General features: G+C 50.9%; 18 protein-coding genes and 2 pseudogenes. 9 read left to right on the forward strand and 11 right to left on the reverse strand.

What is annotated here, in order from left to right:
• Window positions 1–7 precede the first annotated feature (7 nt).
• The 3 genes from ABJN86_RS09535 to ABJN86_RS09545 all read right to left on the reverse strand — a co-directional run bounded on the left by ABJN86_RS09535 (window position 8) and on the right by ABJN86_RS09545 (window position 2,528).
• Window positions 8–565: a MarR family transcriptional regulator gene (locus ABJN86_RS09535; RefSeq protein WP_348366624.1), complete on the reverse strand. Its 558-nt coding sequence runs from the start codon at window positions 563–565 to the stop codon at window positions 8–10.
• A 103-nt stretch (window positions 566–668) separates the two neighbouring features.
• Window positions 669–1,022 carry a DUF3088 family protein gene (locus tag ABJN86_RS09540; RefSeq protein WP_348366625.1) on the reverse strand — a complete coding sequence of 118 codons (354 nt, stop codon included), beginning with the start codon at window positions 1,020–1,022 and terminating at the stop codon, window positions 669–671.
• Window positions 1,023–1,085: 63 nt separating this feature from the next.
• Window positions 1,086–2,528 (reverse strand): catalase, encoded by a 1,443-nt coding sequence (locus ABJN86_RS09545; protein WP_348366627.1) that lies wholly within the window; start codon window positions 2,526–2,528, stop codon window positions 1,086–1,088.
• A 94-nt stretch (window positions 2,529–2,622) separates the two neighbouring features.
• Here ABJN86_RS09545 and ABJN86_RS09550 point away from each other — a divergent pair, with 94 nt between their 5' ends.
• Window positions 2,623–3,537 (forward strand): LysR substrate-binding domain-containing protein, encoded by a 915-nt coding sequence (locus ABJN86_RS09550; RefSeq protein WP_348366629.1) that lies wholly within the window; start codon window positions 2,623–2,625, stop codon window positions 3,535–3,537.
• Between the two features lie 258 nt (window positions 3,538–3,795).
• Here the strand turns inward: ABJN86_RS09550 and nagA are convergent, their stop codons facing one another.
• Genes nagA through ABJN86_RS09570 form a run of 4 tightly spaced genes read right to left on the reverse strand, consistent with a single transcriptional unit; the run spans window position 3,796 to window position 7,629 of the window.
• The gene (gene nagA / locus ABJN86_RS09555) at window positions 3,796–4,941 is read right to left on the reverse strand and encodes an N-acetylglucosamine-6-phosphate deacetylase (protein ID WP_348366631.1); all 1,146 of its coding nucleotides are present in this window, start codon (window positions 4,939–4,941) and stop codon (window positions 3,796–3,798) included.
• A complete protein-coding gene (locus ABJN86_RS09560) occupies window positions 4,938–5,969 on the reverse strand; it encodes an SIS domain-containing protein (protein WP_348366633.1) in 1,032 nt (343 codons plus the stop codon). The genes nagA and ABJN86_RS09560 overlap by 4 nt, the downstream gene beginning before the upstream one ends.
• A gap of 8 nt (window positions 5,970–5,977) precedes the next feature.
• Complete coding sequence (locus ABJN86_RS09565; RefSeq protein ID WP_348366635.1) at window positions 5,978–6,736, reverse strand: GntR family transcriptional regulator; 759 nt, start codon at window positions 6,734–6,736, stop codon at window positions 5,978–5,980.
• Window positions 6,733–7,629 (reverse strand): BadF/BadG/BcrA/BcrD ATPase family protein, encoded by an 897-nt coding sequence (locus tag ABJN86_RS09570; RefSeq protein ID WP_348366637.1) that lies wholly within the window; start codon window positions 7,627–7,629, stop codon window positions 6,733–6,735. The genes ABJN86_RS09565 and ABJN86_RS09570 overlap by 4 nt, the downstream gene beginning before the upstream one ends.
• Before the next feature lie 164 nt (window positions 7,630–7,793).
• On the opposite strand from ABJN86_RS09570, the gene ABJN86_RS09575 reads away from it, so the two are divergent.
• The 6 genes from ABJN86_RS09575 (at window position 7,794) to ABJN86_RS09600 (ending at window position 13,893) form a co-directional block, all read left to right on the forward strand.
• The gene (locus ABJN86_RS09575) at window positions 7,794–8,714 is read left to right on the forward strand and encodes an N-acetylmuramic acid 6-phosphate etherase (protein WP_348366638.1); all 921 of its coding nucleotides are present in this window, start codon (window positions 7,794–7,796) and stop codon (window positions 8,712–8,714) included.
• Window positions 8,707–9,960: an ABC transporter substrate-binding protein gene (locus tag ABJN86_RS09580; protein ID WP_348366640.1), complete on the forward strand. Its 1,254-nt coding sequence runs from the start codon at window positions 8,707–8,709 to the stop codon at window positions 9,958–9,960. The genes ABJN86_RS09575 and ABJN86_RS09580 overlap by 8 nt, the downstream gene beginning before the upstream one ends.
• A gap of 147 nt (window positions 9,961–10,107) precedes the next feature.
• Window positions 10,108–11,034, forward strand: a complete 927-nt coding sequence (locus ABJN86_RS09585) for a sugar ABC transporter permease (RefSeq protein WP_348366642.1) — start codon at window positions 10,108–10,110, stop codon at window positions 11,032–11,034.
• Complete coding sequence (locus tag ABJN86_RS09590) at window positions 11,034–11,873, forward strand: carbohydrate ABC transporter permease (protein ID WP_348366643.1); 840 nt, start codon at window positions 11,034–11,036, stop codon at window positions 11,871–11,873. The genes ABJN86_RS09585 and ABJN86_RS09590 overlap by 1 nt, the downstream gene beginning before the upstream one ends.
• Window positions 11,870–12,895 carry a Gfo/Idh/MocA family oxidoreductase gene (locus ABJN86_RS09595; RefSeq protein ID WP_348366645.1) on the forward strand — a complete coding sequence of 342 codons (1,026 nt, stop codon included), beginning with the start codon at window positions 11,870–11,872 and terminating at the stop codon, window positions 12,893–12,895. The genes ABJN86_RS09590 and ABJN86_RS09595 overlap by 4 nt, the downstream gene beginning before the upstream one ends.
• Complete coding sequence (locus tag ABJN86_RS09600; protein WP_348366647.1) at window positions 12,892–13,893, forward strand: ABC transporter ATP-binding protein; 1,002 nt, start codon at window positions 12,892–12,894, stop codon at window positions 13,891–13,893. The genes ABJN86_RS09595 and ABJN86_RS09600 overlap by 4 nt, the downstream gene beginning before the upstream one ends.
• A 774-nt stretch (window positions 13,894–14,667) precedes the next feature.
• Here the strand turns inward: ABJN86_RS09600 and ABJN86_RS09605 are convergent.
• Window positions 14,668–14,847 (reverse strand): hypothetical protein, encoded by a 180-nt coding sequence (locus ABJN86_RS09605; RefSeq protein WP_348366648.1) that lies wholly within the window; start codon window positions 14,845–14,847, stop codon window positions 14,668–14,670.
• A 330-nt stretch (window positions 14,848–15,177) separates the two neighbouring features.
• On the opposite strand from ABJN86_RS09605, the gene ABJN86_RS09610 reads away from it, so the two are divergent.
• Entirely contained in the window at window positions 15,178–17,058 is a 1,881-nt protein-coding gene (locus ABJN86_RS09610; protein ID WP_348366650.1) for a PhoX family phosphatase, read from the forward strand.
• Between the two features lie 105 nt (window positions 17,059–17,163).
• Here ABJN86_RS09610 and ABJN86_RS09615 read toward each other — a convergent pair whose 3' ends face one another.
• The gene (locus ABJN86_RS09615; RefSeq protein WP_348366653.1) at window positions 17,164–17,316 is read right to left on the reverse strand and encodes a helix-turn-helix transcriptional regulator; all 153 of its coding nucleotides are present in this window, start codon (window positions 17,314–17,316) and stop codon (window positions 17,164–17,166) included.
• Window positions 17,317–17,320: 4 nt separating this feature from the next.
• Window positions 17,321–18,277, reverse strand: a pseudogene (locus tag ABJN86_RS09620) (IS3 family transposase).
• A gap of 347 nt (window positions 18,278–18,624) precedes the next feature.
• Between ABJN86_RS09620 and ABJN86_RS09625 the strand changes: the two are divergent.
• A complete protein-coding gene (locus ABJN86_RS09625; protein WP_348366654.1) occupies window positions 18,625–19,284 on the forward strand; it encodes a hypothetical protein in 660 nt (219 codons plus the stop codon).
• A 48-nt stretch (window positions 19,285–19,332) separates the two neighbouring features.
• On the opposite strand, the pseudogene ABJN86_RS09630 reads toward ABJN86_RS09625, so the two are convergent.
• Window positions 19,333–19,500 (reverse strand): annotated as a pseudogene (locus ABJN86_RS09630) (IS5/IS1182 family transposase); the annotation flags it as partial.
• Window positions 19,501–19,622 lie beyond the last annotated feature (122 nt).

The following is a 19,622-nucleotide window of genomic DNA, read 5'->3' on the forward strand; positions in this document are numbered from 1 at the left end:
TCAACGATCACCGGCCTGACTGCATCCCGGTTTGATGCTCCACACAGATTTTTTCGCTTTCTACCTCTGTAAGAGGCAGTGAGAGCAATTTACAGTATGGATGCTCGTTGTTGATCGTATGGAAATTACAACTGTAACACAGTCCAAATGATCGACTACCATTTTGCTCCAGAATCTTTTTAAGCCCCCCGCTTAACACTGTTTCAAGAGTTGCGACCTCTGTTGGGCTTAATGATCCGAAAGCTCCTGCAAGAATGTTTTCATCGGTCACAATCGCAGCGCCATGTTCAGTCAGAGTATAGGAAATGGACCGTCTATCGCTGGCCGAGCGCTCTTCTCGAACATATTCTTTACGCAAGAGCGCCTTTAGTGTCTGGGACATTGTTCCGCGTGTAGTGCCCAGATACTCGGCTACGTGGGACGGTGTGCGCGAAAACTGATTTGCGTCGCGTAGATACTCTAATGCTGCACGTTGGGCAGGATTAACATCACCTGTCCATGTACGCGCAACATCTAGGCGCGCCAGTCGGTTGATCAAATTTCGAACACGTTCATCAGGATTCATATACGTAAGGTAATGAGACGAAATTACCGTTGCAAATAAAAAAGAAATCTAATGGTGGGTTGCTTTAAGCTCTTTGAACAAAATGCCAAAGAGCTTAAAGCGTCTAAGGATGGGGCTTTGGCAGGCCGAAACGCGCAATCAAGTAGCAATGAACATCTTTGGGGTCTTCGATACGGCGCACTTTACCCAACCCTTCGTGGCTCAGCTTCACTGAATGCGTGTCGTCCCCATTAGGTAGAATGAGTTGCGGGCAGGATTGCTCGTCACCGACATAAATGCCCATTTCTCCACGCGGTCGTGCAAAATCAACATAACGGATGTCCAGATTCTGGCACATATCAGGGAACATGGTGAGCAATCCCTCGATAGGCACGCACTGTGGGCAAAAGAAATCAGCATTGCCGTGAATGGGATCTTTGAACTTGGGCTTTAGCAAGTAGAGAATGGCCTGAGACACGAATATGTCCTTTGGTTTGGGAGAGAGAGCCGCCGAAGCGGCCCTCAGAGTGTTATGAAGAGCCTACACCGTCAAACCCAATGCCTGGGCGACACCGGCACCGTATTCAGGGTCGGCCATGGTACAATTGTGGATATGGCGCTCTTGAATATCGACACGAGCCCCGCCTACTGAGCGCGCTGTGTTTTCAAACAAAACTCGCTTCTGGTCATCGCTCATAAGTCGGAACAGATCACCGGGCTGAGAGTAGTAATCTTCGTCTTCCCGGTGGTTCCAGTGATCGGCGGCCCCTTCAACTGATAGCGGTGGTTCCGAAAAATCGGGTTGCTCCTGCCATTCACCAACAGTGTTGGGTTCATATCCAATGCGCGAGCCACCATTTCCATCGACCCGCATCGCGCCATCACGGTGATACGAATGGAAAGGACAACGCGGTGCATTCACCGGAATTTGCGAGTGATTTACGCCGAGCCTATAGCGCTGTGTATCACCATAAGAAAACAATCGCCCTTGCAGCATCTTGTCCGGCGAAAAGCTAATCCCTGGAACAACACTTGATGGGGCAAAGGCAGACTGCTCAACATCCGCATGATAGTTATCGGGATTGCGGTTCAATTCCAGTTCACCAACTTCAATTAATGGATAATCCGCATGGGGCCAGACCTTGGTCAGGTCAAACGGATTGAGATGATATTCGCCAGCGTCCACTTCGGGCATGATTTGAACTGACAAAGTCCACTTGGGATACTGGCCATCTTCGATACTGTCATAGAGGTCACGTTGATGGCTTTCACGGTCATCGGCAATTAGAATGGCGGCTTCTTCATCGGTGAGATTTTTAATTCCCTGCTGAGTTTTGAAGTGGAACTTGACCCAATAGCGCTCGTTCTGCGCGTTGATGAAGCTGTACGTATGGCTGCCAAACCCGTCCATGTGGCGGTAGCTGGCTGGTATCCCACGTTCTGACATTACGATTGTCACTTGGTGCAAAGCTTCGGGCAGGCTAGTCCAGAAATCCCAGTTGTTGTCCGCGCTGCGCATATTTGTGCGCGGGTCGCGTTTTACAGCGTGGTTAAGGTCGGGAAACTTTAGGGGATCGCGCAGGAAAAAAACTGGAGTGTTGTTTCCGACCAAATCCCAATTGCCTTCTTCGGTGTAGAACTTCACAGCAAAGCCACGAATATCCCGCTCGGCATCTGCGGCACCGCGTTCGCCCGCAACTGTTGAGAAGCGTAAAAACAAATCCGTTTTCTTCCCGACTTCCGAGAAGATCTTTGCGCGCGTGTATTTCGTGATATCATGGGTCACTGTAAAGGTCCCGAAGGCAGCAGACCCTTTGGCGTGCATACGACGCTCGGGAATGACCTCGCGGTCGAAATGCGCCATCTTTTCTAAAAACCAAACATCCTGCAATAAGACTGGCCCGCGCCGACCAGCAGTCATTGTATTTTGATTGTCGGGAACAGGGGCACCAAATGCGGTGGTCAACTTGGGTGGTTTTGTCATCAGAATCTCCTCTTGCAGTTAGGGCGTTTTTGGACGTAAAGTGATAGCGAGTCAAAGTTATATAAATTATCAGACAAATAATGGATACTTATGTATGGTCGTACATCAGAGCTTATCTGGATTGTCCTTAAGGGACTTTGAGTACATTCAAGCTGTTGCCAGAAACAAAAGCTTCGGACAGGCCGCGATTGATTGCGGAATCTCGCAGCCGGCAATCAGCCAGCAAATACGCAAACTTGAAGCCCGTCTTGGGTTTCCAATTTTTGATCGCTCTGCACATAGCTTTTACGTCACTCCGGCTGGAGAGATGTTCCTCAAGAAGATCGACGTTATTCTAACTGAAGCTCGTGCTCTTCTGGATGCAACCGCGAGCCTTAACGATCCAATGGAAAGCGAGCTGCGCCTGGGTATTATTCCGACATTGGGGCCTTATCTGATGCCACATATTCTACGCGCCATCCGTGACCAATACCCGAATTTGAAACTCAATTTAGTGGAAGCAACTACTAATGATCTGAAGGAGATGATGCTCGCGCGTCAGCTTGATCTGATATGTTTGGCGACGATGCCTGAGTTCGAAGAACTCGAAAGCCAGCATTGGTTCGACGAACCTTATATATTGGCCTGTCCAGTAGAGTATGCACTCAAAGATAATACCGTGATGCAGTGGTCGCAGTTTGATCAGGAGCAATTGCTTTTCCCAAGCACGGAGCACTGCATGCGAGATCAAACCATGGGTTTCTGCAACCTTGCTGCGGCATCTGATCGTAGGGTTGGTAGCAGTTTGGAAATGCTACGCCAGATGGTAGCAGCAGGTGAAGGCGCTGCGTTGTTGCCAGCGCTATCTGTTTTGGGATCCGATGGAATGAACGGCCTGATCACTTATCATCCAATCGCTGGCAGAACACTTGAAAGGGCAATTCAAGTAAGTTGGCGAAAGAATGATTATCGAATTGATACGTTTGCCGGCTTCCTTAGCTTTCTGCGAACAGTGGTCTTGCCGCTCTGACAACACCATACATAGCGTTGGTTTCGATCTTGTAGGTGCTGTCAGAGGTACCAAAGAACCGTTTGGTCAAGATATGGCAGAACCCAGAACCCTCAGGAGAATATCTTTACTTGGCTTGGCCAAAGATCCAAAATAAACATGCGCCGGTTATTAAGGTGATAGGGTGGTTATAATACATCAAATTGATTGTCACACATCGGTCGGATCGGCGTTCATTTGATATCGATTTATTATGTTAGAATTAAAAATAGGTAGCGATTAAGGAGTCGCTAGATTCCTGATGTTCATGTTTTTGGTATCGCTAAAGTAGTTAATTCCCGCTTCAATATGTGTAAGCCCACCCAATTCACCTTTGTTGCCTAGAATAGACGCAGGTGTCGATGTCGCGCGTGCTATTGCTTGTTGTTCGCTGTCCCCGACATCCGTAATCATAACTGATACCGCCTGTGGCAGATCTAGATCGGCACCCGCCAGTGTTCCATCTGGAAGTGTCAAGCGATCGGTGCTTCGGGTAACCTTTCGACCGTTCAGGATGAAGTGCTGAACTTCAGAACCCGCTACTGCCATTGCATCGCTAACTAGAAAAATTTTGTCGTTGTCTGGCTTTGCATCCAAGGCGACCCGAATGCTGGATGGGTGAACGTGAATACCATCCGCGATGACACCAGCATAAACATCGCTGCGAGACAAAGTGGCCCCGACCAAGCCTGGTTCGCGGTTACCCATTTGGCTCATTGCGTTATACAGATGGGTTACGCAGCAGGCACCTGCATCGAAAGCGCCCAAGCAGGTTTTGAAATCTGCATCTGTATGGCCAAGTGACACGATGATACCAGCATCAGACATAGCCCGAATTTGAGCCAGTGATGTATTTTCAGGGGCGACCGTGACTTTCACATTGGGCAACCGTTGTGCGGCGTCCAATATCATATCCAAATCATCTTCATCCATCTGTCTGATCAGGGACGGGTCGTGTGCTCCCTTTCGAGTAACGGACAAATGTGGGCCTTCAAGATGAATGCCAACAATACCTTTTACGCCCAGTTTGATGGCCTGTTCGACTGCATCGATGGCTGCGCGCGTTTTTTTCGCGGTATCGGTGATCAAGGTTGGCAAGATCGCGACTGTACCCTTCGACGCATGGGCGCTGGTAATCGTGCGCAATGCATCGACGGATTGGTCATCGTTAAACATAACACCACCGCCGCCGTTCACCTGGAGATCGACGAAACCCGGGGTAATGATGCCCCCTGAAAGACGTTCCGTCACGCAGGTTGTCGGCACTTCGCTCTGCGCAAGGATGCAGCATTTCCCATCATCATGAACGATCAAGGCGCAGCGTTCATGCAAAGCTTTACCATCATGAATTTTGGCACCAACGAAGGCCTTAACCGGAAGGGTCATACTGTTTCCGTTACTTTCTTAAGGTGGCGTGGCGCATCAGGGTTGATGCCGCGATCCGAGGCAACCCGTTCGACCATCGCATAAAAGCTTGCGACCAATGAAATCGGATCAGTCAACGGATGGCCAGTTCGCACAGTGGGCAAAGACGTTGCTTTTTTGACATCTGTGCTGGTCGCAAAGACTTGGGCACCTTTTTCGGCAAGGTTATCCGCGACGTCGGCAAGCGCATCAGCGGCGGCATCGTCAGCGGCCAGCGCGATTGTGGGAAATCCACCATCGACGATCGACACCGGTCCATGGAGCACCTCAGCAGAGGAGTAAGATTCCGCATGGATCTGGCATGTTTCTTTGAATTTCAATGCAGCCTCGCCGGAGATCGCATAGGAGGGGCCGCGCCCAAGGCAAAACAATGATTGTCGACCTTCTACGGCTGAACGGACTTCTGGCCAGTCAATACCAACGGCATTCTCCAGATTGTCAGGAAGGTTGTAAATGGCTTTCAGAAGGTCAGCGTCCTCTGCCCATTGAGCGAGCAACCAAAGACCTGAAATCGCAGAGTTTACAAAGGTCTTCGTCGCGGCAACGCTCAATTCAGGACCTGCATGCAGGTTCAATGTGTGATCAGAAACTTGGGCTAGTGGGCTGTCTGGGTTGTTGGTTAGTGCAATCGATAATGCACCGCCCGCCCGCGCCATTCGTGCCATTTCTACGATGTCTGGGCTTTTGCCCGATTGTGAAACGGAAATGCAGGCGCTGCCAGTTAAGTCCAGTTGTTTGTTATAGATCGACGCAATCGACGGCCCGATCGACGCAATTGGCTTCCCCATCAGAAGTTCGGAGGCGTATTTAAGGTAGGTTGCCGCGTGGTCCGATGATCCTCGCGCAACACTGACAAGATAATTGGGCGCATGTGTGCGCAGCGCATCCGCGGTGCGGGCAATGTCATCGCCCCCATTTTGTAAGAGCCGGTCAACAGCCGATGGTATTTCCAACACCTCTTTGCGCATTTGTGTTTGGTGATGTGGCATGTGACTTCCTATTCTTTCGCTAGGCGAAGTTCGGCTACAAAATTATAGGCGTCTCCGCGATAGATGGATTGGGTGAATTCAACGATGCGACCGTCCGCTAAATAGGACGTCCTCTCAATGCGCAAACCAGCCTCGCCGATGTTGACATCAAGCAATTCAGCATCCGCTGTTTCCAGATTAAAGGCAGATATTTTCTGGAGCGCTCTGACGGGCCGAAGCCCGTTGGCATCCAGCACATCGTATAGGGATTTCTCGACCAACACTGGGTTTGGCAACATTTCGGTGGACAGGGACGCCCGTTCTATCGCCATCGGTTTGCCATCGGCCATGCGCAGACGTGCAATGCGTGACACGGATGCATCCGGTGATAACGCTAATGCAAGGACCTCGTCAGGTGAGGGCATGAACACGCCGCGTTCCAACCAAACACTGGTCGAATCCAACCCTCTACGTGACATGTCTTCGCTAAATGACGTTAGCCGTGACAGTGACTGTTCAAACTGAAGGGTGTCTGATGCAACGAAGGAGCCTGATCCATGTTTTTGGACAATAATTCCATCGTCTGCCAAGGACTGTATCGCCTTTCGAACGGTCACACGTGACAACTCAGTAATAGATGCGATTTCACGTTCTGGGGGTAAGGAGCTACCTGCCTTCAAAATACCTTCATCAACGCCGTCATGCAGCCGTTGTCGAAGTTGCAAATACCGGGGCCCAGCATCTGGTTGCATCCATTTTTCGGGTGCCAGAAAGTCCGTAATGTTCATGTTACAGGCCTTGATTGTTGATGTTTGGTTTGGCTGGCAAGCCGGAATGCCCCGTCTAGCGCGTTCCCACTTGCTGGAATTAAATTCGCTGAACATTCGGCGGGAAGATACGTTGTATATAGGGGGCCTAGGCCGCCTGTCAGACAAACAGAATCGCCCGCTTGATGTCCCAATGCGGCCAAAGATGCCGCCAGGTATTTTGCACCGGTGTCCATGATTAAGAGCGCCCAAGGATCACCGCTTGCCGCCCCGCGCACCACATCAGGCGCGAATGCGCCAAAGTCACCGGGCTTGGCTGACATACTAAAGGCAACGGCCTTGCTTGGGTCATTGTCAAACTTGGCGAACAGATCACGCGTCACATCGCTGTATTTCGCCAGCCCATCATAACACAACATGGTTTGCTCCAGCGCTGCTCGCCCTAACCAGGCACCAGATGCTTGGTCCGAAATGTGGAACCCCCACCCGCCAACGTAACGAAAACCTTCGCTCGAATTGGCGGCTGCGATAGTCCCTGTCCCGACTGATAGCAAATACCCGTTGCCCGCCCCCAAAGCTCCTACAACAGAGGTGGGGCGATCGTCTGTTACTGTAATCGTTTTGTATGGCAATGCGTTCGCGACGCGCTGCTGGTCATCTTCAGTTAGTGCCCCCGCCAAACCCACGTGTGCGGTTGCGGCGGTCAATGATTGCTCATCGAGGTCAAGCTTGGCCGCGGCTTCCACAACTGCTTTCTTTACATTCGCAATTGCGCAGTCGGGGTTGGTTGCGAAGTTCGCGGAGCCGCCAACGGCGCGCACAAGGATGCCGTCAGAGCGAGTGCCAATGGCAACGCGGCAGCCGGTGCCGCCCCCATCAACTCCAATAATCAGTGATTTCGTCAAATCGTACATTCAATACCTTTATAATACCTATTTTGAAATTAATAGACCAAAATGTGCAATTTTAGCAAACTTCTCTACTAAAATTTGGATTTAGGCTGAAATCCTTGGCTGGAAATAAAATGGTAGACAAAAGGTATTATAAAGGTATCTTTCGTGTTTAGGGGGATTCGGAATTGCTACCAGTCACAGAAAAATTATCGGCCAATACACCAATTGATGCACTTTCGGCGTTTGATGCCTGTGCTGTATTGATTGATGGCCAGCGTAAGGCGATTGCCGCAGTCGCTGCCGCAGGGCCACAATTGACAAAGGCGGCGGACATCATGGCGGAGGCCCTTCGTGCGGGGAGGTCATTGACCTACGTGGCAGCTGGAAGCTCAGGCTTGATGGCGTTGGCCGATTGCTCTGAGCTTGCTGGTACCTTTGGCATTTCCCAAGATCTAATTCACATTTTCATGGCGGGCGGTGTGCCGGTCGATGGATGCATGCCCGGAGATACAGAAGACAGCACTGCAGAGGTTGACGCGGCGTTGGCACATGTTGGTGTGTGTGATGTTGTCATCGCGCTTAGCGCAAGCGGCACAACACCTTACGCGCTGGGTGTTGCTCGCACAGCAAAGATCAAAGGGGCAACTGTGATCGGAGTAGCTAACAATCCTGACACGGAGTTGTTGAACATTGCCGATATTCCGATTTGTTTGGAAACCCCCTCAGAGATCATTGCGGGCTCAACCCGTCTGGGTGCTGGCACTGCGCAAAAGGTGGCGCTCAACACGATGTCATCGATGATGGGTATCGCTCTGGGGCACGTTTACAAAGGCCAGATGGTGAACGTTGTCGCGGATAACATTAAACTGAAAAAACGGGCCGCGAATATCGTGGCGCAAATTTCCGATACATCGATTGCGACGGCCCAATCGGCACTTGGGCTCGCTGATGGAAATACGAAGCTCGCAATCTTGATCGGGTCCGGCATCGGTAAAGCACAAGCTGAAGCCTTGCTTTTACAACATGCGGGCCATCTTGGTCCATGTTTGCAAGAACGACCACGAAATCACGAAAAATCATCCAACATGGGAGAGAGAGATGACTAAGTCGAAAACAATAGGCGCGATGTTGGCAACAATGCTCATCGCGGGCACAGCGGCGGCGCAAGACGTTACGCTGACAATTGAAAGCTGGCGCAATGATGATCTGGCCATTTGGCAAGAACAAATCATTCCGGCATTTGAAGCTACACACCCTGGCATCAAGTTAAACTTCACGCCGTCTGCACCAGCTGAATACAACGCGGTTCTGAATTCCAAGCTGGATGCAGGTTCTGCCGGTGACATCATCACATGTCGCCCATTTGACGCCTCTTTGGCGTTGTATGACGCAGGTCATCTTGCAGACATCAGCAACCTTGACGGTATGGCAAGCTTCTCTGACGTTGCGAAATCCGGCTGGAGCACAGATGACGCATCTGTTCAGTTCTGTGTCCCGATGGCATCCGTGATCCACGGCTTTATCTACAACAAAGACGCCTTCGCAGAGTTGGGCCTTGAAGAGCCGACAACAGAAGCAGAGTTCTTTGCCGCATTGGATGCGATCAAAGAAGACGGCACATACATTCCAATGGCGATGGGCACCAATGACCAGTGGGAAGCCGCAACAATGGGCTATAACAACATTGGCCCAAACTACTGGAAGGGCGAAGAGGGCCGTTTGGCACTGCTCGCGGGTGAACAATCGTTGACAGACGAAGGCTGGGTTGCGCCATACCGCCAACTGGCGCGTTGGGGTGAATACCTCGGTGACGGTTTTGAAGCGCAAACATACCCAGACAGCCAGAACATCTTCACACTTGGTCGCGCTGCGGTATACCCAACGGGGTCTTGGGAAATTTCTGGTTTCAACGACTTGGCCGACTTTGAAATGGGCGCATTTTACCCACCAGTACAGAACGCGGGTGATACTTGCTATATCTCTGACCACACTGACATTGGTATCGGCATGAACGCTGCCACACCAAACAAAGAAGCCGCTGAAACATTCCTGAATTGGGTTGGTTCAACTGAATTTGCAACAATCTTTGCGAACTCTTTGCCTGGCTTCTTCCCGTTGTCAGATGCACCTGTGACCTTGGATGATCCATTGGCACAAGAGTTCATCTCTTGGCGTGGTGAGTGCGAAAGCTCGATCCGCTCTACCTACCAGATCTTGTCACGTGGCACACCAAACCTCGAGACAGACACATGGAATGCATCTGTTGCTGTGATCAAAGGTGATGAAACACCAGAAGATGCAGGTGCACGTCTGCAAGAAGGCCTCGCGAGCTGGTACGTACCACAGCAGTAAGGCTGATGTTTACCTGCTCCGGTTTCCTTCCGCCGGGGCAGGGATACGACTCTACAAACATCCCGTACAAATTGACCCAGTTACCATTTAGACTGTCGTCTATCTTTGGGCTTTGGCCTCCATTTATGAAGACATGAGGACTGACAAATGTCTGACAAAAATCTACGCCCCAAATTTAGATGGCACATCGTCGTTTTCCTGGCGCCTGCGGTCTTTGTTTACACGGTGGTCATGATCTACCCGCTGTTCAACACGCTTCGACTGTCGTTGTTTACGGAAGTTGACCAATCCCGCGTGTATGTCGGTTTGCAAAATTTCCGTACATTGTTTGGTGATAGTGTTTGGTCCACCCAATTCTGGAATGCGTTAGGGAACAACCTTTGGTTCTTTGTGATCCACATGCTTGTTCAAAACCCGATCGGAATCGCCTTGGCCGCGATCCTCAGTCATCCAAAGTTGCAGTTTTCCGCCTTCTACCGTTCGGCCATTTTCATCCCCACGATCCTAAGCTTTGTAATCGTCGGTTTTGCATGGAAACTCATCCTCTCGCCGATCTGGGGCATCGCGCCCGGCATGTTGGATGCTGTTGGCCTAAAATCGCTTTACGCACCATGGTTGGGCAAAGAAGAATACGCCCTTACCACACTGTCACTGGTGTCTGTGTGGCAATTCGTTGGCATCCCAATGATGCTAATCTACGCTGCACTTTTGTCCATCCCTGATGAAATCCTAGAAGCCGCCGAGGTCGAAGGCATTACAGGTCTGTCCGCGTTCTGGAAGATCAAACTGCCGCTCATCCTACCGTCAATCGGTATAATTTCGATATTGACATTCGTCGCCAATTTCAACGCGTTTGACTTGATCTATGCGGCCCAAGGCGCACTGGCTGGCCCTGATTACAGCACGGATATCTTAGGCACATTTATGTACCGCACGTTCTTTGGATTCCAGCTGCAACTGGGCGATCCACACATGGGATCCGCCATTGCATCTGCCATGTTCGGGATCATCTTAATCGGCGTCTGTCTTTACCTGTTCGGTATTCAATCACGCATGCGGAGGTACCAGTTCTAATGGCTATCGCACGTTCAAACCGTTTCAATACAATCGCTGCCCACAGCGCATTGATCCTGTATACGTTGATTGCGTTGTTTCCGGTGTTCGTCATCGTCATCAACAGCTTCAAAACCCGACGGGCCATTTTCCGCGAACCATTGGCCTTGCCAAGTTCCGAGAGCTTTTCCCTCATCGGTTATGAAACTGTGCTGAAGCAGGGGGACTTCTTTCTCTACTTTCAGAATTCGATGATCGTAACTGTTGGGTCGCTGTTTTTTATCCTTCTTTTCGGGGCTATGGCTGCCTTTGCGTTGGCGGAATACCGGTTCAAGGGGAACACGTTGATGGGCCTGTATCTGGCACTTGGCATCATGATCCCAATTCGCATCGGTACCGTCGCTATTCTTGAAATGATGGTGCAGACCGGTCTTGTGAATACACTTTGGGCGTTGATCCTCGTTTACACCGCCCAGGGCCTACCACTGGCTGTGTTCATCTTGTCCGAGTTTATGCGGCAGGTTAGTGATGACTTGAAAGATGCTGGCCGTATCGATGGCCTATCTGAATACCGCATCTTTTTCCGGTTGGTCATACCATTGGTGCGCCCTGCAATGGCAACTGTGGCGGTCTTTAACATGATACCGATCTGGAATGACCTTTGGTTCCCGCTGATCCTCGCCCCAGCGGAAGAGGTGAAAACCTTGACCCTGGGCAGCCAAGTCTTCATCGGACAGTTTGTGACAGATTGGAATGCCGTCTTGTCCGCACTGTCGCTTGCGATCCTACCGGTTATGGCGCTTTACGTGATCTTCTCACGGCAATTGATCCGCGGCATCACATCTGGAGCCGTAAAATGAAGGTTCTTGTTGCGGGGTTAGGGAATATGGGGCGCAGCCATGCGTTAGCCTATCACACACATCCACAGGCCGAGATTGTTGGTTTGGTAAACCGATCTGATAGAGAGCTTCCAGAAGCGTTGGAAACTTATCCTCAGTTTCACTCTTTCGAAAAAGGCTTGGCAACCAAACCCGATCTGGTTTGCATCGCGACCTACTCGGACAGCCATGCAGATTATGCAATTTCTGCTATGGAAGCTGGCGCTGATGTGTTTGTCGAAAAACCGCTTGCGACTACCCTGGAGGATGCAATCCGCGTAGTCGAAACAGCAAAACGGTTGGGGCGCAAACTGGTGGTTGGCTATATCTTGCGTCACCATCCATCTTGGCAACGCCTGATAACCGAAGCCCGCGATCTGGGTGGCCCCTATGTGTTTCGCATGAACCTGAACCAACAATCTGACGGGCCCACATGGGAAACCCATAAAGCCCTGATGAAAACAACCAGCCCAATCGTAGATTGCGGGGTCCATTATGTGGATGTCATGTGTCAGATCACCGATGCTGCCCCCGTGCGCGTCAGTGGAATGGGGTTGCGGCTGTCAGATGAAATAGCACCTGACATGTATAATTACGGCCAACTTCAGGTTTGGTTCGATGACGGATCGGTCGGGTGGTATGAGGCCGGATGGGGTCCAATGATGTCAGAGACTGCGTTTTTCGTGAAAGACGTGGTCTCTTCCTCAGGATCTGTCTCGATTGTTGATAGCAACAAAGGGGCCTCGGATGATGTAGATGGGCATACAAAAGTGGGCGGTATTTTGATCCATAAACCGACTGGTGACAGGTTGATCGAAATGCCCGGCGAGCCCGGCCACCAAGATCTCTGCGATGCAGAACAAACCTTCATGATGAACTCTATCAGTGCTGATATCGACCTAACACGGCACATGACTGACGCAATCCAATCACTTGCGATTTGTATGGCTGCGGATGAAAGCATCCGCACAGGCCAACCCGTAGACCTAGGAGACATCCGATGACTGCCCTAACCCTTTCCAATGTCGGCAAATCCTTTGGGTCTGTTGAGGTGCTTAAAGATATCAACCTCACAGTCGAGGATGGTGAGTTTGTTGTTTTCGTTGGGCCGTCAGGCTGTGGTAAATCTACGCTGCTGCGTGTGATCGCAGGGCTGGAAGATGCGACAACCGGCACGGTTATGATTGACGACGATGTGGTCAATGTGGTGCCGCCGGCAAAGCGCGGAATTGCAATGGTTTTTCAATCTTATGCACTTTACCCACACCTCAGCGTACGTGACAATATGGGCCTTGGTTTGAAGCAAGAAAAACAGCCCAAAGCCCTTATCGACGAACGTGTCGGAAAAGCGATCCAGATGCTGGATCTTGCGCCTTATGTGGATCGTTTACCGTCTGATTTATCTGGTGGTCAGCGGCAACGTGTGGCGATTGGTCGGGCGATTGTTCGTGAACCAAAGCTCTTCTTGTTTGACGAACCCCTGTCCAACCTTGATGCCGCATTGCGCATGAATACGCGCATCGAAATCGCCGAATTGCACCGCAACCTTAGCGCGTCGATGATCTATGTTACACACGACCAGACCGAAGCCATGACCCTTGCTGATAAAATCGTTGTGCTTCGGGATGGATGTGTTGAACAGGTCGGCTCTCCAATGGAGCTTTATAACAATCCCGCCAATCGTTTCGTTGCCGGCTTCTTGGGGTCGCCCGCGATGAATTTCTTGGAAAGAGCGCCACTCAACGTTCCTGAAGGTGGCGCTATTGGAATTCGTCCAGAATACCTTTCCCTAACAGAAAAAGGACGCATTAAAGGGGTGGTTTCGCACGTCGAACGCTTAGGCGGCGATACCAATTTGATGGTGAAAACAGATGAAGATGAAGCCGTGACCGTGCGTTTATTCGGGCAAAACGAAACCGCAGTTGGACAATCTGTTGAACTGGATTTTGAAGATGAGAAATCTTTTGTTTTCGACGACAAACAGCAGAGGTTCTTCGCTTGACGTTTGCTGTTGGAGGGCGAGATCTTTAGCGTTCAATACCTCGCAGCCCGCTCAAGACCAGTGTAAATTCAACAGGGTACTATCAAGAGTGTGGGATTTGAGAGTGCGATAGCCGAGGCACGAAACGCTGTGCCGGATCGTTGGGGTTTCCACTTGAAGATATTTCTGGGCTAGATGAGATGACCAGCCATTTAGATAACCCGCAATTGCGTAAGTTTACACGAAGCCCGTCTAACAAACTACATCCTCCCTTGTGAACGAGGTCACGGGGCGATCGGGGAACTTGGTGCTGAACAAATCGACTGAATAGCGGACGCTCTTGTACCCGCCGGGGCGAAGCTCCTCCCCACGACGCCGGAGGTACTCACGGGACAGCGCGAACACCGTCGGCACTGGCCTTCTCCCTCGTGCAGGGAACGAGGCCCCTCCAGAGGTGTCGAGAGTGCTACGCAGGTTAGCGAGGGCATCAGCTGGGGAGGTGGCCCACGCGGGGTCGGTTAGTCTCACCTTCACCCCAAGCCGGGCCTGTTCCACGGTTGCCTCGTAGAGGGTGTTTACCTCCGCTGCCCTAGCACTAGCGACTCTGGGATCACTGGTCTTCAGGCTTTGTTTGAGGGCTGCGACGCCAAGGACCAACGCCACGTCCTTGGGGTAGTTGCGGCGATAGAGCCATGTTTGCTGTTTCTGGTAGGCGTAACGAATACGATTAGACATGAGTCATCCTTCCGGAGCCGAGCTCCAGTTAATGTTTCGGGAATGTGGTGGGTGTTGGTGTTAGGTCTGGATCGAGCGGATAAGTTCGATCGGGGGTTCGCCGTATGCACCCTCGAGAGGGCCCGTGAGTGCTACTCCGGTTACGCAGTCTTCTTCGACGGTGTGGACCAAGAAGAGGTGTTCAGGGACGTCGTCGAAAGCACTGATGGTCACGGTGACACCCGGTTCCAGCCCCTTCATCGCTGCCGCCAGTGACGGGCGGCGAACATCAATAGCACGAACAGCGCCTCCAACTCACTCTTGGGTCGGAGTCGCAATGAGGATCGGGCGAGGGAAAATAGAAGTCGGTAAGGCATGAGTTACTCCATTGATTGCTTCTATTTTAGATGCATGGAGTTCCTCGGTTTTGTTGGCGGATACGAGACATTCGCTGCGCTCTGACCCAAAGCTGGAGATAGAGCACGCGTAAAGCTATGCAATTGTCATCAAACTATTACAAAAGCATCATCTTTCTGTTTGGTTTTCCACCTACCTCTTCACGGCAGTGAAATGCTAGCAGGAGCAAGCAAAATGAAAGACGACACTTCGCACTTGTCATGGGACGATTGGGACGAGCTACAAAGCCCACGCGCTGAGACGAACGGCTTCGACGACGTGGTTGATTCAGCGATGAACCGACGTGGATTTATAGGTCGTGTATTGGCCTTTGGGTCAGGTGCTGCGGTTATGGGAACGGGCCTTTTGAATTCAAGCGCCGCGCAGGCGCAAGTCATCAGCCGTATTGGTTTTACGCCGATCCCCACCTCAACAGATGCGACAATCCATGTTCCTGACGGATACAACTGGCGTGTCGTCTCAAAATGGGGTCAGCCCCTCTTTTCGGATGCGGCAGAATTTGATCACACGACCGGCGGTGATGTAGCATCCTCAAACCGTGTCTTTGGCGAGAACACTGACGGGATGGAATTGTTTTCCGTCGGAAGCCGTCAAGTGATCGCGGTAAACAATGAATATGCCAACCCGAAACTGAACTTGCCCCACACAAAAGATGGGGTTCCGATTTCGGCAAATGACGTGATGAAGCTGCAAAATTTGCAAGGCGTGACGGTGATGGAAGTCATCGAAGGCAACAGCGGTTGGGACATCGTTGTGGACAGCCCGCTTAATCGCCGCATCACGCATAACACGCCGATGAAGATTACGGGACCTGCTGCAGGCCATGATTTGTTAATGACATCCGCAGATCCAACGGGGCGCACGGTGCTGGGCACAATGAACAATTGTGGTGCGGGGAAAACACCATGGGGCACATATTTGACCTGTGAAGAGAACTTCAACGGTTACTTTGGATCAACAGACGAGACCTTTGAAAAGCCGGCAGACTACGCGCGGTATGGTATCGGATTGGAAGGGCGCTATGCCTATGAAAAGTTCGATGCGCGTTTTGATGTGTCAGAAAATCCAAATGAGCCGCATCGCTTTGGCTACATTGTCGAAATCGATCCAGCTAACCCTAAATCCACGCCGATCAAACGCACAGCATTGGGCCGCTTCAAACACGAGAATGCAGCCGTTACGCTTGCGCCCAATGGTCAAGTCGTTGTTTACATGGGCGACGACGAGCGCGGTGAGTTCATGTATAAGTACATCTCGCACGGCCTCTACACGCCCGGTGGTGACACCAGCAGTTTGCTTGATGACGGTCAACTCTATGTGGCAAAGTTCAATGATGACCTCACTGGTGAATGGATTGCTTTGACACCAGAAGCGACAGGCATGACCGCCGCTGAGATAGCGATTTTCAGTCGCAAAGCGGGCTCTAAGGTGGGCGCAACAACCATGGATCGGCCAGAATGGGTTGCAGTAAACCCACATGCTGTTGAATGCTATTGCGCGCTAACCAACAACAAAAACCGGGGACTTAAAACCAACGCAGGTGGAGATGAAACACCGGTACAAGGCCCGAACCCGCGTGAGGCCAATAAGTATGGCCAAATCGTACGTTGGAAGCCCGAAAATGACGACCATACATCTGCTGGTTTCACTTGGGATCTTTATGTCATGGCGGGCAACCCCTCCGTGCACAACGACACTTATGCCGGATCAGACAACATCAATGCTGGCAATCTGTTCAATTCCCCAGATGGCATGATGTTTGACAGCACCGGCTTGTTGTGGATCCAGACAGATGGCGACGACAAGAACGAAGGCGATTTTGTTGGTATGGGCAACAATCAAATGCTTGCCGGGGACCCAGTGACCGGACAAATAGAACGGTTTTTGACCGCCCCTAATGGAGCGGAAGTGACTGGCCTGACATGGTCATCAGATCGCCGGACGATGTTTGTTGGCATTCAGCACCCCGATGCCCCTTTCCCTGACGGTGAGGGCAAACTCGCTCGCTCCAGCATCGTCGCGATCAAACGCGATGATAACGCGCCGGTTGGTTAAAGATACTGTCCGTGAAAGTGACAGAGGGCTCTGCTCTCAAGCCAAAGCCCTCTGTCGCTCAAAGTTGGATTTTCTCTTGTTACCTAAACGTCCGCTTAGGGCCGCTCACGGCTCTACTTCCAGCAACAAAGCCGGTGTAATTCCCAGTGGCGTTGCCAGTTTCTCAAGTACCAGTACAATCGGATTGCGAACGCCTCGTTCAACACCATTGACGTAGGTGCGATGCAGACCGCACCCGAAGGCGAGAGGTGTCCCCATTTTCCTAGACACCTGCCTCGTTCCCTTTCTGCTGTTTCATTTCGTAATCAACTGGCGACTGCATACCGTTTTTGATGTGCTTGCGTGTTGGGTTGTAAAACATCTCGATGTAATCGAACACGTCTTGCCTTGCGGTGTTGCGATTGGTGTATGTCCGCCGCCTGATGCGCTCCCGTTTCAGTAGATGAAAGAAGCTCTCGGCGACTGCGTTGTCATGGCATCGACCAGCCTACGACACGCCGTGAGAACAGGTCGATAACCCTGCGAGAGGCGGCCAATCTTCATGGGACCTGATGTAGGTAATGTCGATTACCCAAACACGGTTAGGGGCATCAACTTCGAACTGCCGACCTAATGTGCTATCCGCGAAAACCGATGCCTTGCCACCATACCGTCCAAGTCGGCGTTTGTATCCGATCTGACAAGCATGCCAAGCGCGCCACACCGTTCTCAGAGCAGGTTTCGTCTTGATCACGTAGATCATCTGCCATTTTGCGATATCCATAGACTTTGCCCCTGCCGGCCAGGCCTGCAGGATGAGTTCAGTTTGGCGCATCTTCAAGCGCATATTGGCTTAACGGTTCTTTAAGCTATGCATAGAAACCGCTGAAATGGCACAGCCAGCACGCGGCACATCGAGTGGACAGAAAACTTTGGTGAGCCTCAATAAACGCGTATCTCACTGAGACTCTCGCGCGAAGTACGCGGTCGCCTTTTTTAGAATGGTGCAGTACTCGGCTACGCGGTCCAACTCGTGCTTTAACCGCTTGCTCTCAGTAACTAGTTCCGCAATCTATGATCGCACACGAGGTGACTTCGCAAATTGCGTCTTCTAAGTGTACAGCGACTTGGTGCTGAGACCCAACCGCTCAGCGACTTCGCTGACAAGGCAACCACGTTCAAAAAACTTCGCTACAGCGTCCTGTTTATACGCATCCGTAAACCGAATGCCCTTGTTCATATCCGTCTCTCCTTGGTTCCAAAATTACCAAACAAAGCGTCTACAAATCTAGGGGCGCGTCAGCTCACAGAAAACGGGTACCGAAGATACATTCGTACGGCTGACAAATTGATCGATGCCGGAAAGCGATGATGTTTGACTGGCTGTTTTCTACGCATGTTGACCCCATGCCCCAATGGAAATAAGCACTTACCAATTTAACGCAACAGTCCTCGAGTGACTACAGAAGGCACGGGGATCTGCTGGCGCTGTCATGTGGGAAGTCTTATAGAGTTACACGAGGTAGCAATAAGGGTTGATATTTCTGCTTTGATAAAGGGAAAACCTTAAGATAGGTAATTCAAACTATGATCGAAAAATCGAGAAAAATTATTGGACTGGGGCATCCTAGATGCGGCACCGGTTTTACAAGTTACTTGCTATCTGCGGCGGGGTTGAAAATAGGTCATGAACGGCGTCATGCCGATGGAAATGTCTCGTGGTTATCCGTTAGCGAAAGAAGTGTCACACCTTGGGGAAATGGACATCATCGCCCACTGAAAGATACCGATTACGTATTCTGTGCCGTAAGATCCATGGTTGCAGCAATTCCTTCTGTGATGGCAGAAAACAGGGTAGAAGGGTCTCTTAAGTTTCGCCGCGATATCTTGATGAATTATTACGGTATCGACATTACTAACGGTAAAGATGTTCCCCAAAACGAAATCTCTGTTGCACTTGCAGGTATGACTTTGTGGTACGAGCTTTGCTTAACAAAAAAACCTGAATTTATATTTAGGATTGATCGGCCTGAAGACGATGAAAAGCTCAATCACCACTTTAATATCGAAGTGAGCCGGAGTTCTATCTCAAAACGGAATTCGCGGCCGAAATTAAAACAAGACATCAATTTCTCACATGAAATGCTCGATATTGTTTCGGTTAGGTGGCTAAAGCGAAGCGCGGAACTGTCTCGCAAGATAGGTTACGACAATGATGCCAGCACTTTTCTCGATGTGCTTAAATAGAGCAAACATGTTGTGATGGAGGCACGATTTCTGCCCTAGATTCAGAACTTACAACCAAGATATGATTGTTGCAACGAGGGCAATTGTTGAGAGAAACACCTTTGGACGCCTGTATTGGCGGGGTGTGACGCGCCGCCAGTCCTTGAGCCTACCAAACATGCGTTCGATACGGTTGCTGCGTGTGTAATAACCACGCTTGTCGTATTGAACGATTTTTGTGTGACTTGCGACCAACTTGATATGCTTGACGTGCCGGTTCTGATCGAGTTGGAGAACTTCACATTCAAGTCCGACCAGGACGCCTTCGATTAGGCTGAGCAGGTGGGTGACGAAGTGAT

Source organism: Litoreibacter sp., assembly GCF_039974535.1.
Taxonomy (GTDB): Bacteria; Pseudomonadota; Alphaproteobacteria; order Rhodobacterales; family Rhodobacteraceae; genus Litoreibacter.

What these genes read in the sequence shown, in the direction of transcription:
- ABJN86_RS09535 (WP_348366624.1), bottom strand. Translation starts at nt 565, where the DNA reads ATGAATCCTGATGAACGTGTTCGAAATTTGATCAACCGACTGGCGCGC.
- ABJN86_RS09545 (WP_348366627.1), bottom strand. Translation starts at nt 2,528, where the DNA reads ATGACAAAACCACCCAAGTTGACCACCGCATTTGGTGCCCCTGTTCCC.
- ABJN86_RS09550 (WP_348366629.1), top strand. Translation starts at nt 2,623, where the DNA reads ATGGTCGTACATCAGAGCTTATCTGGATTGTCCTTAAGGGACTTTGAG.
- nagA (WP_348366631.1), bottom strand. Translation starts at nt 4,941, where the DNA reads ATGACCCTTCCGGTTAAGGCCTTCGTTGGTGCCAAAATTCATGATGGT.
- ABJN86_RS09560 (WP_348366633.1), bottom strand. Translation starts at nt 5,969, where the DNA reads ATGCCACATCACCAAACACAAATGCGCAAAGAGGTGTTGGAAATACCA.
- ABJN86_RS09565 (WP_348366635.1), bottom strand. Translation starts at nt 6,736, where the DNA reads ATGAACATTACGGACTTTCTGGCACCCGAAAAATGGATGCAACCAGAT.
- ABJN86_RS09570 (WP_348366637.1), bottom strand. Translation starts at nt 7,629, where the DNA reads ATGTACGATTTGACGAAATCACTGATTATTGGAGTTGATGGGGGCGGC.
- ABJN86_RS09580 (WP_348366640.1), top strand. Translation starts at nt 8,707, where the DNA reads ATGACTAAGTCGAAAACAATAGGCGCGATGTTGGCAACAATGCTCATC.
- ABJN86_RS09585 (WP_348366642.1), top strand. Translation starts at nt 10,108, where the DNA reads ATGTCTGACAAAAATCTACGCCCCAAATTTAGATGGCACATCGTCGTT.
- ABJN86_RS09590 (WP_348366643.1), top strand. Translation starts at nt 11,034, where the DNA reads ATGGCTATCGCACGTTCAAACCGTTTCAATACAATCGCTGCCCACAGC.
- ABJN86_RS09595 (WP_348366645.1), top strand. Translation starts at nt 11,870, where the DNA reads ATGAAGGTTCTTGTTGCGGGGTTAGGGAATATGGGGCGCAGCCATGCG.
- ABJN86_RS09600 (WP_348366647.1), top strand. Translation starts at nt 12,892, where the DNA reads ATGACTGCCCTAACCCTTTCCAATGTCGGCAAATCCTTTGGGTCTGTT.
- ABJN86_RS09605 (WP_348366648.1), bottom strand. Translation starts at nt 14,847, where the DNA reads ATGAAGGGGCTGGAACCGGGTGTCACCGTGACCATCAGTGCTTTCGAC.
- ABJN86_RS09610 (WP_348366650.1), top strand. Translation starts at nt 15,178, where the DNA reads ATGAAAGACGACACTTCGCACTTGTCATGGGACGATTGGGACGAGCTA.
- ABJN86_RS09615 (WP_348366653.1), bottom strand. Translation starts at nt 17,316, where the DNA reads ATGGGGACACCTCTCGCCTTCGGGTGCGGTCTGCATCGCACCTACGTC.
- ABJN86_RS09625 (WP_348366654.1), top strand. Translation starts at nt 18,625, where the DNA reads ATGATCGAAAAATCGAGAAAAATTATTGGACTGGGGCATCCTAGATGC.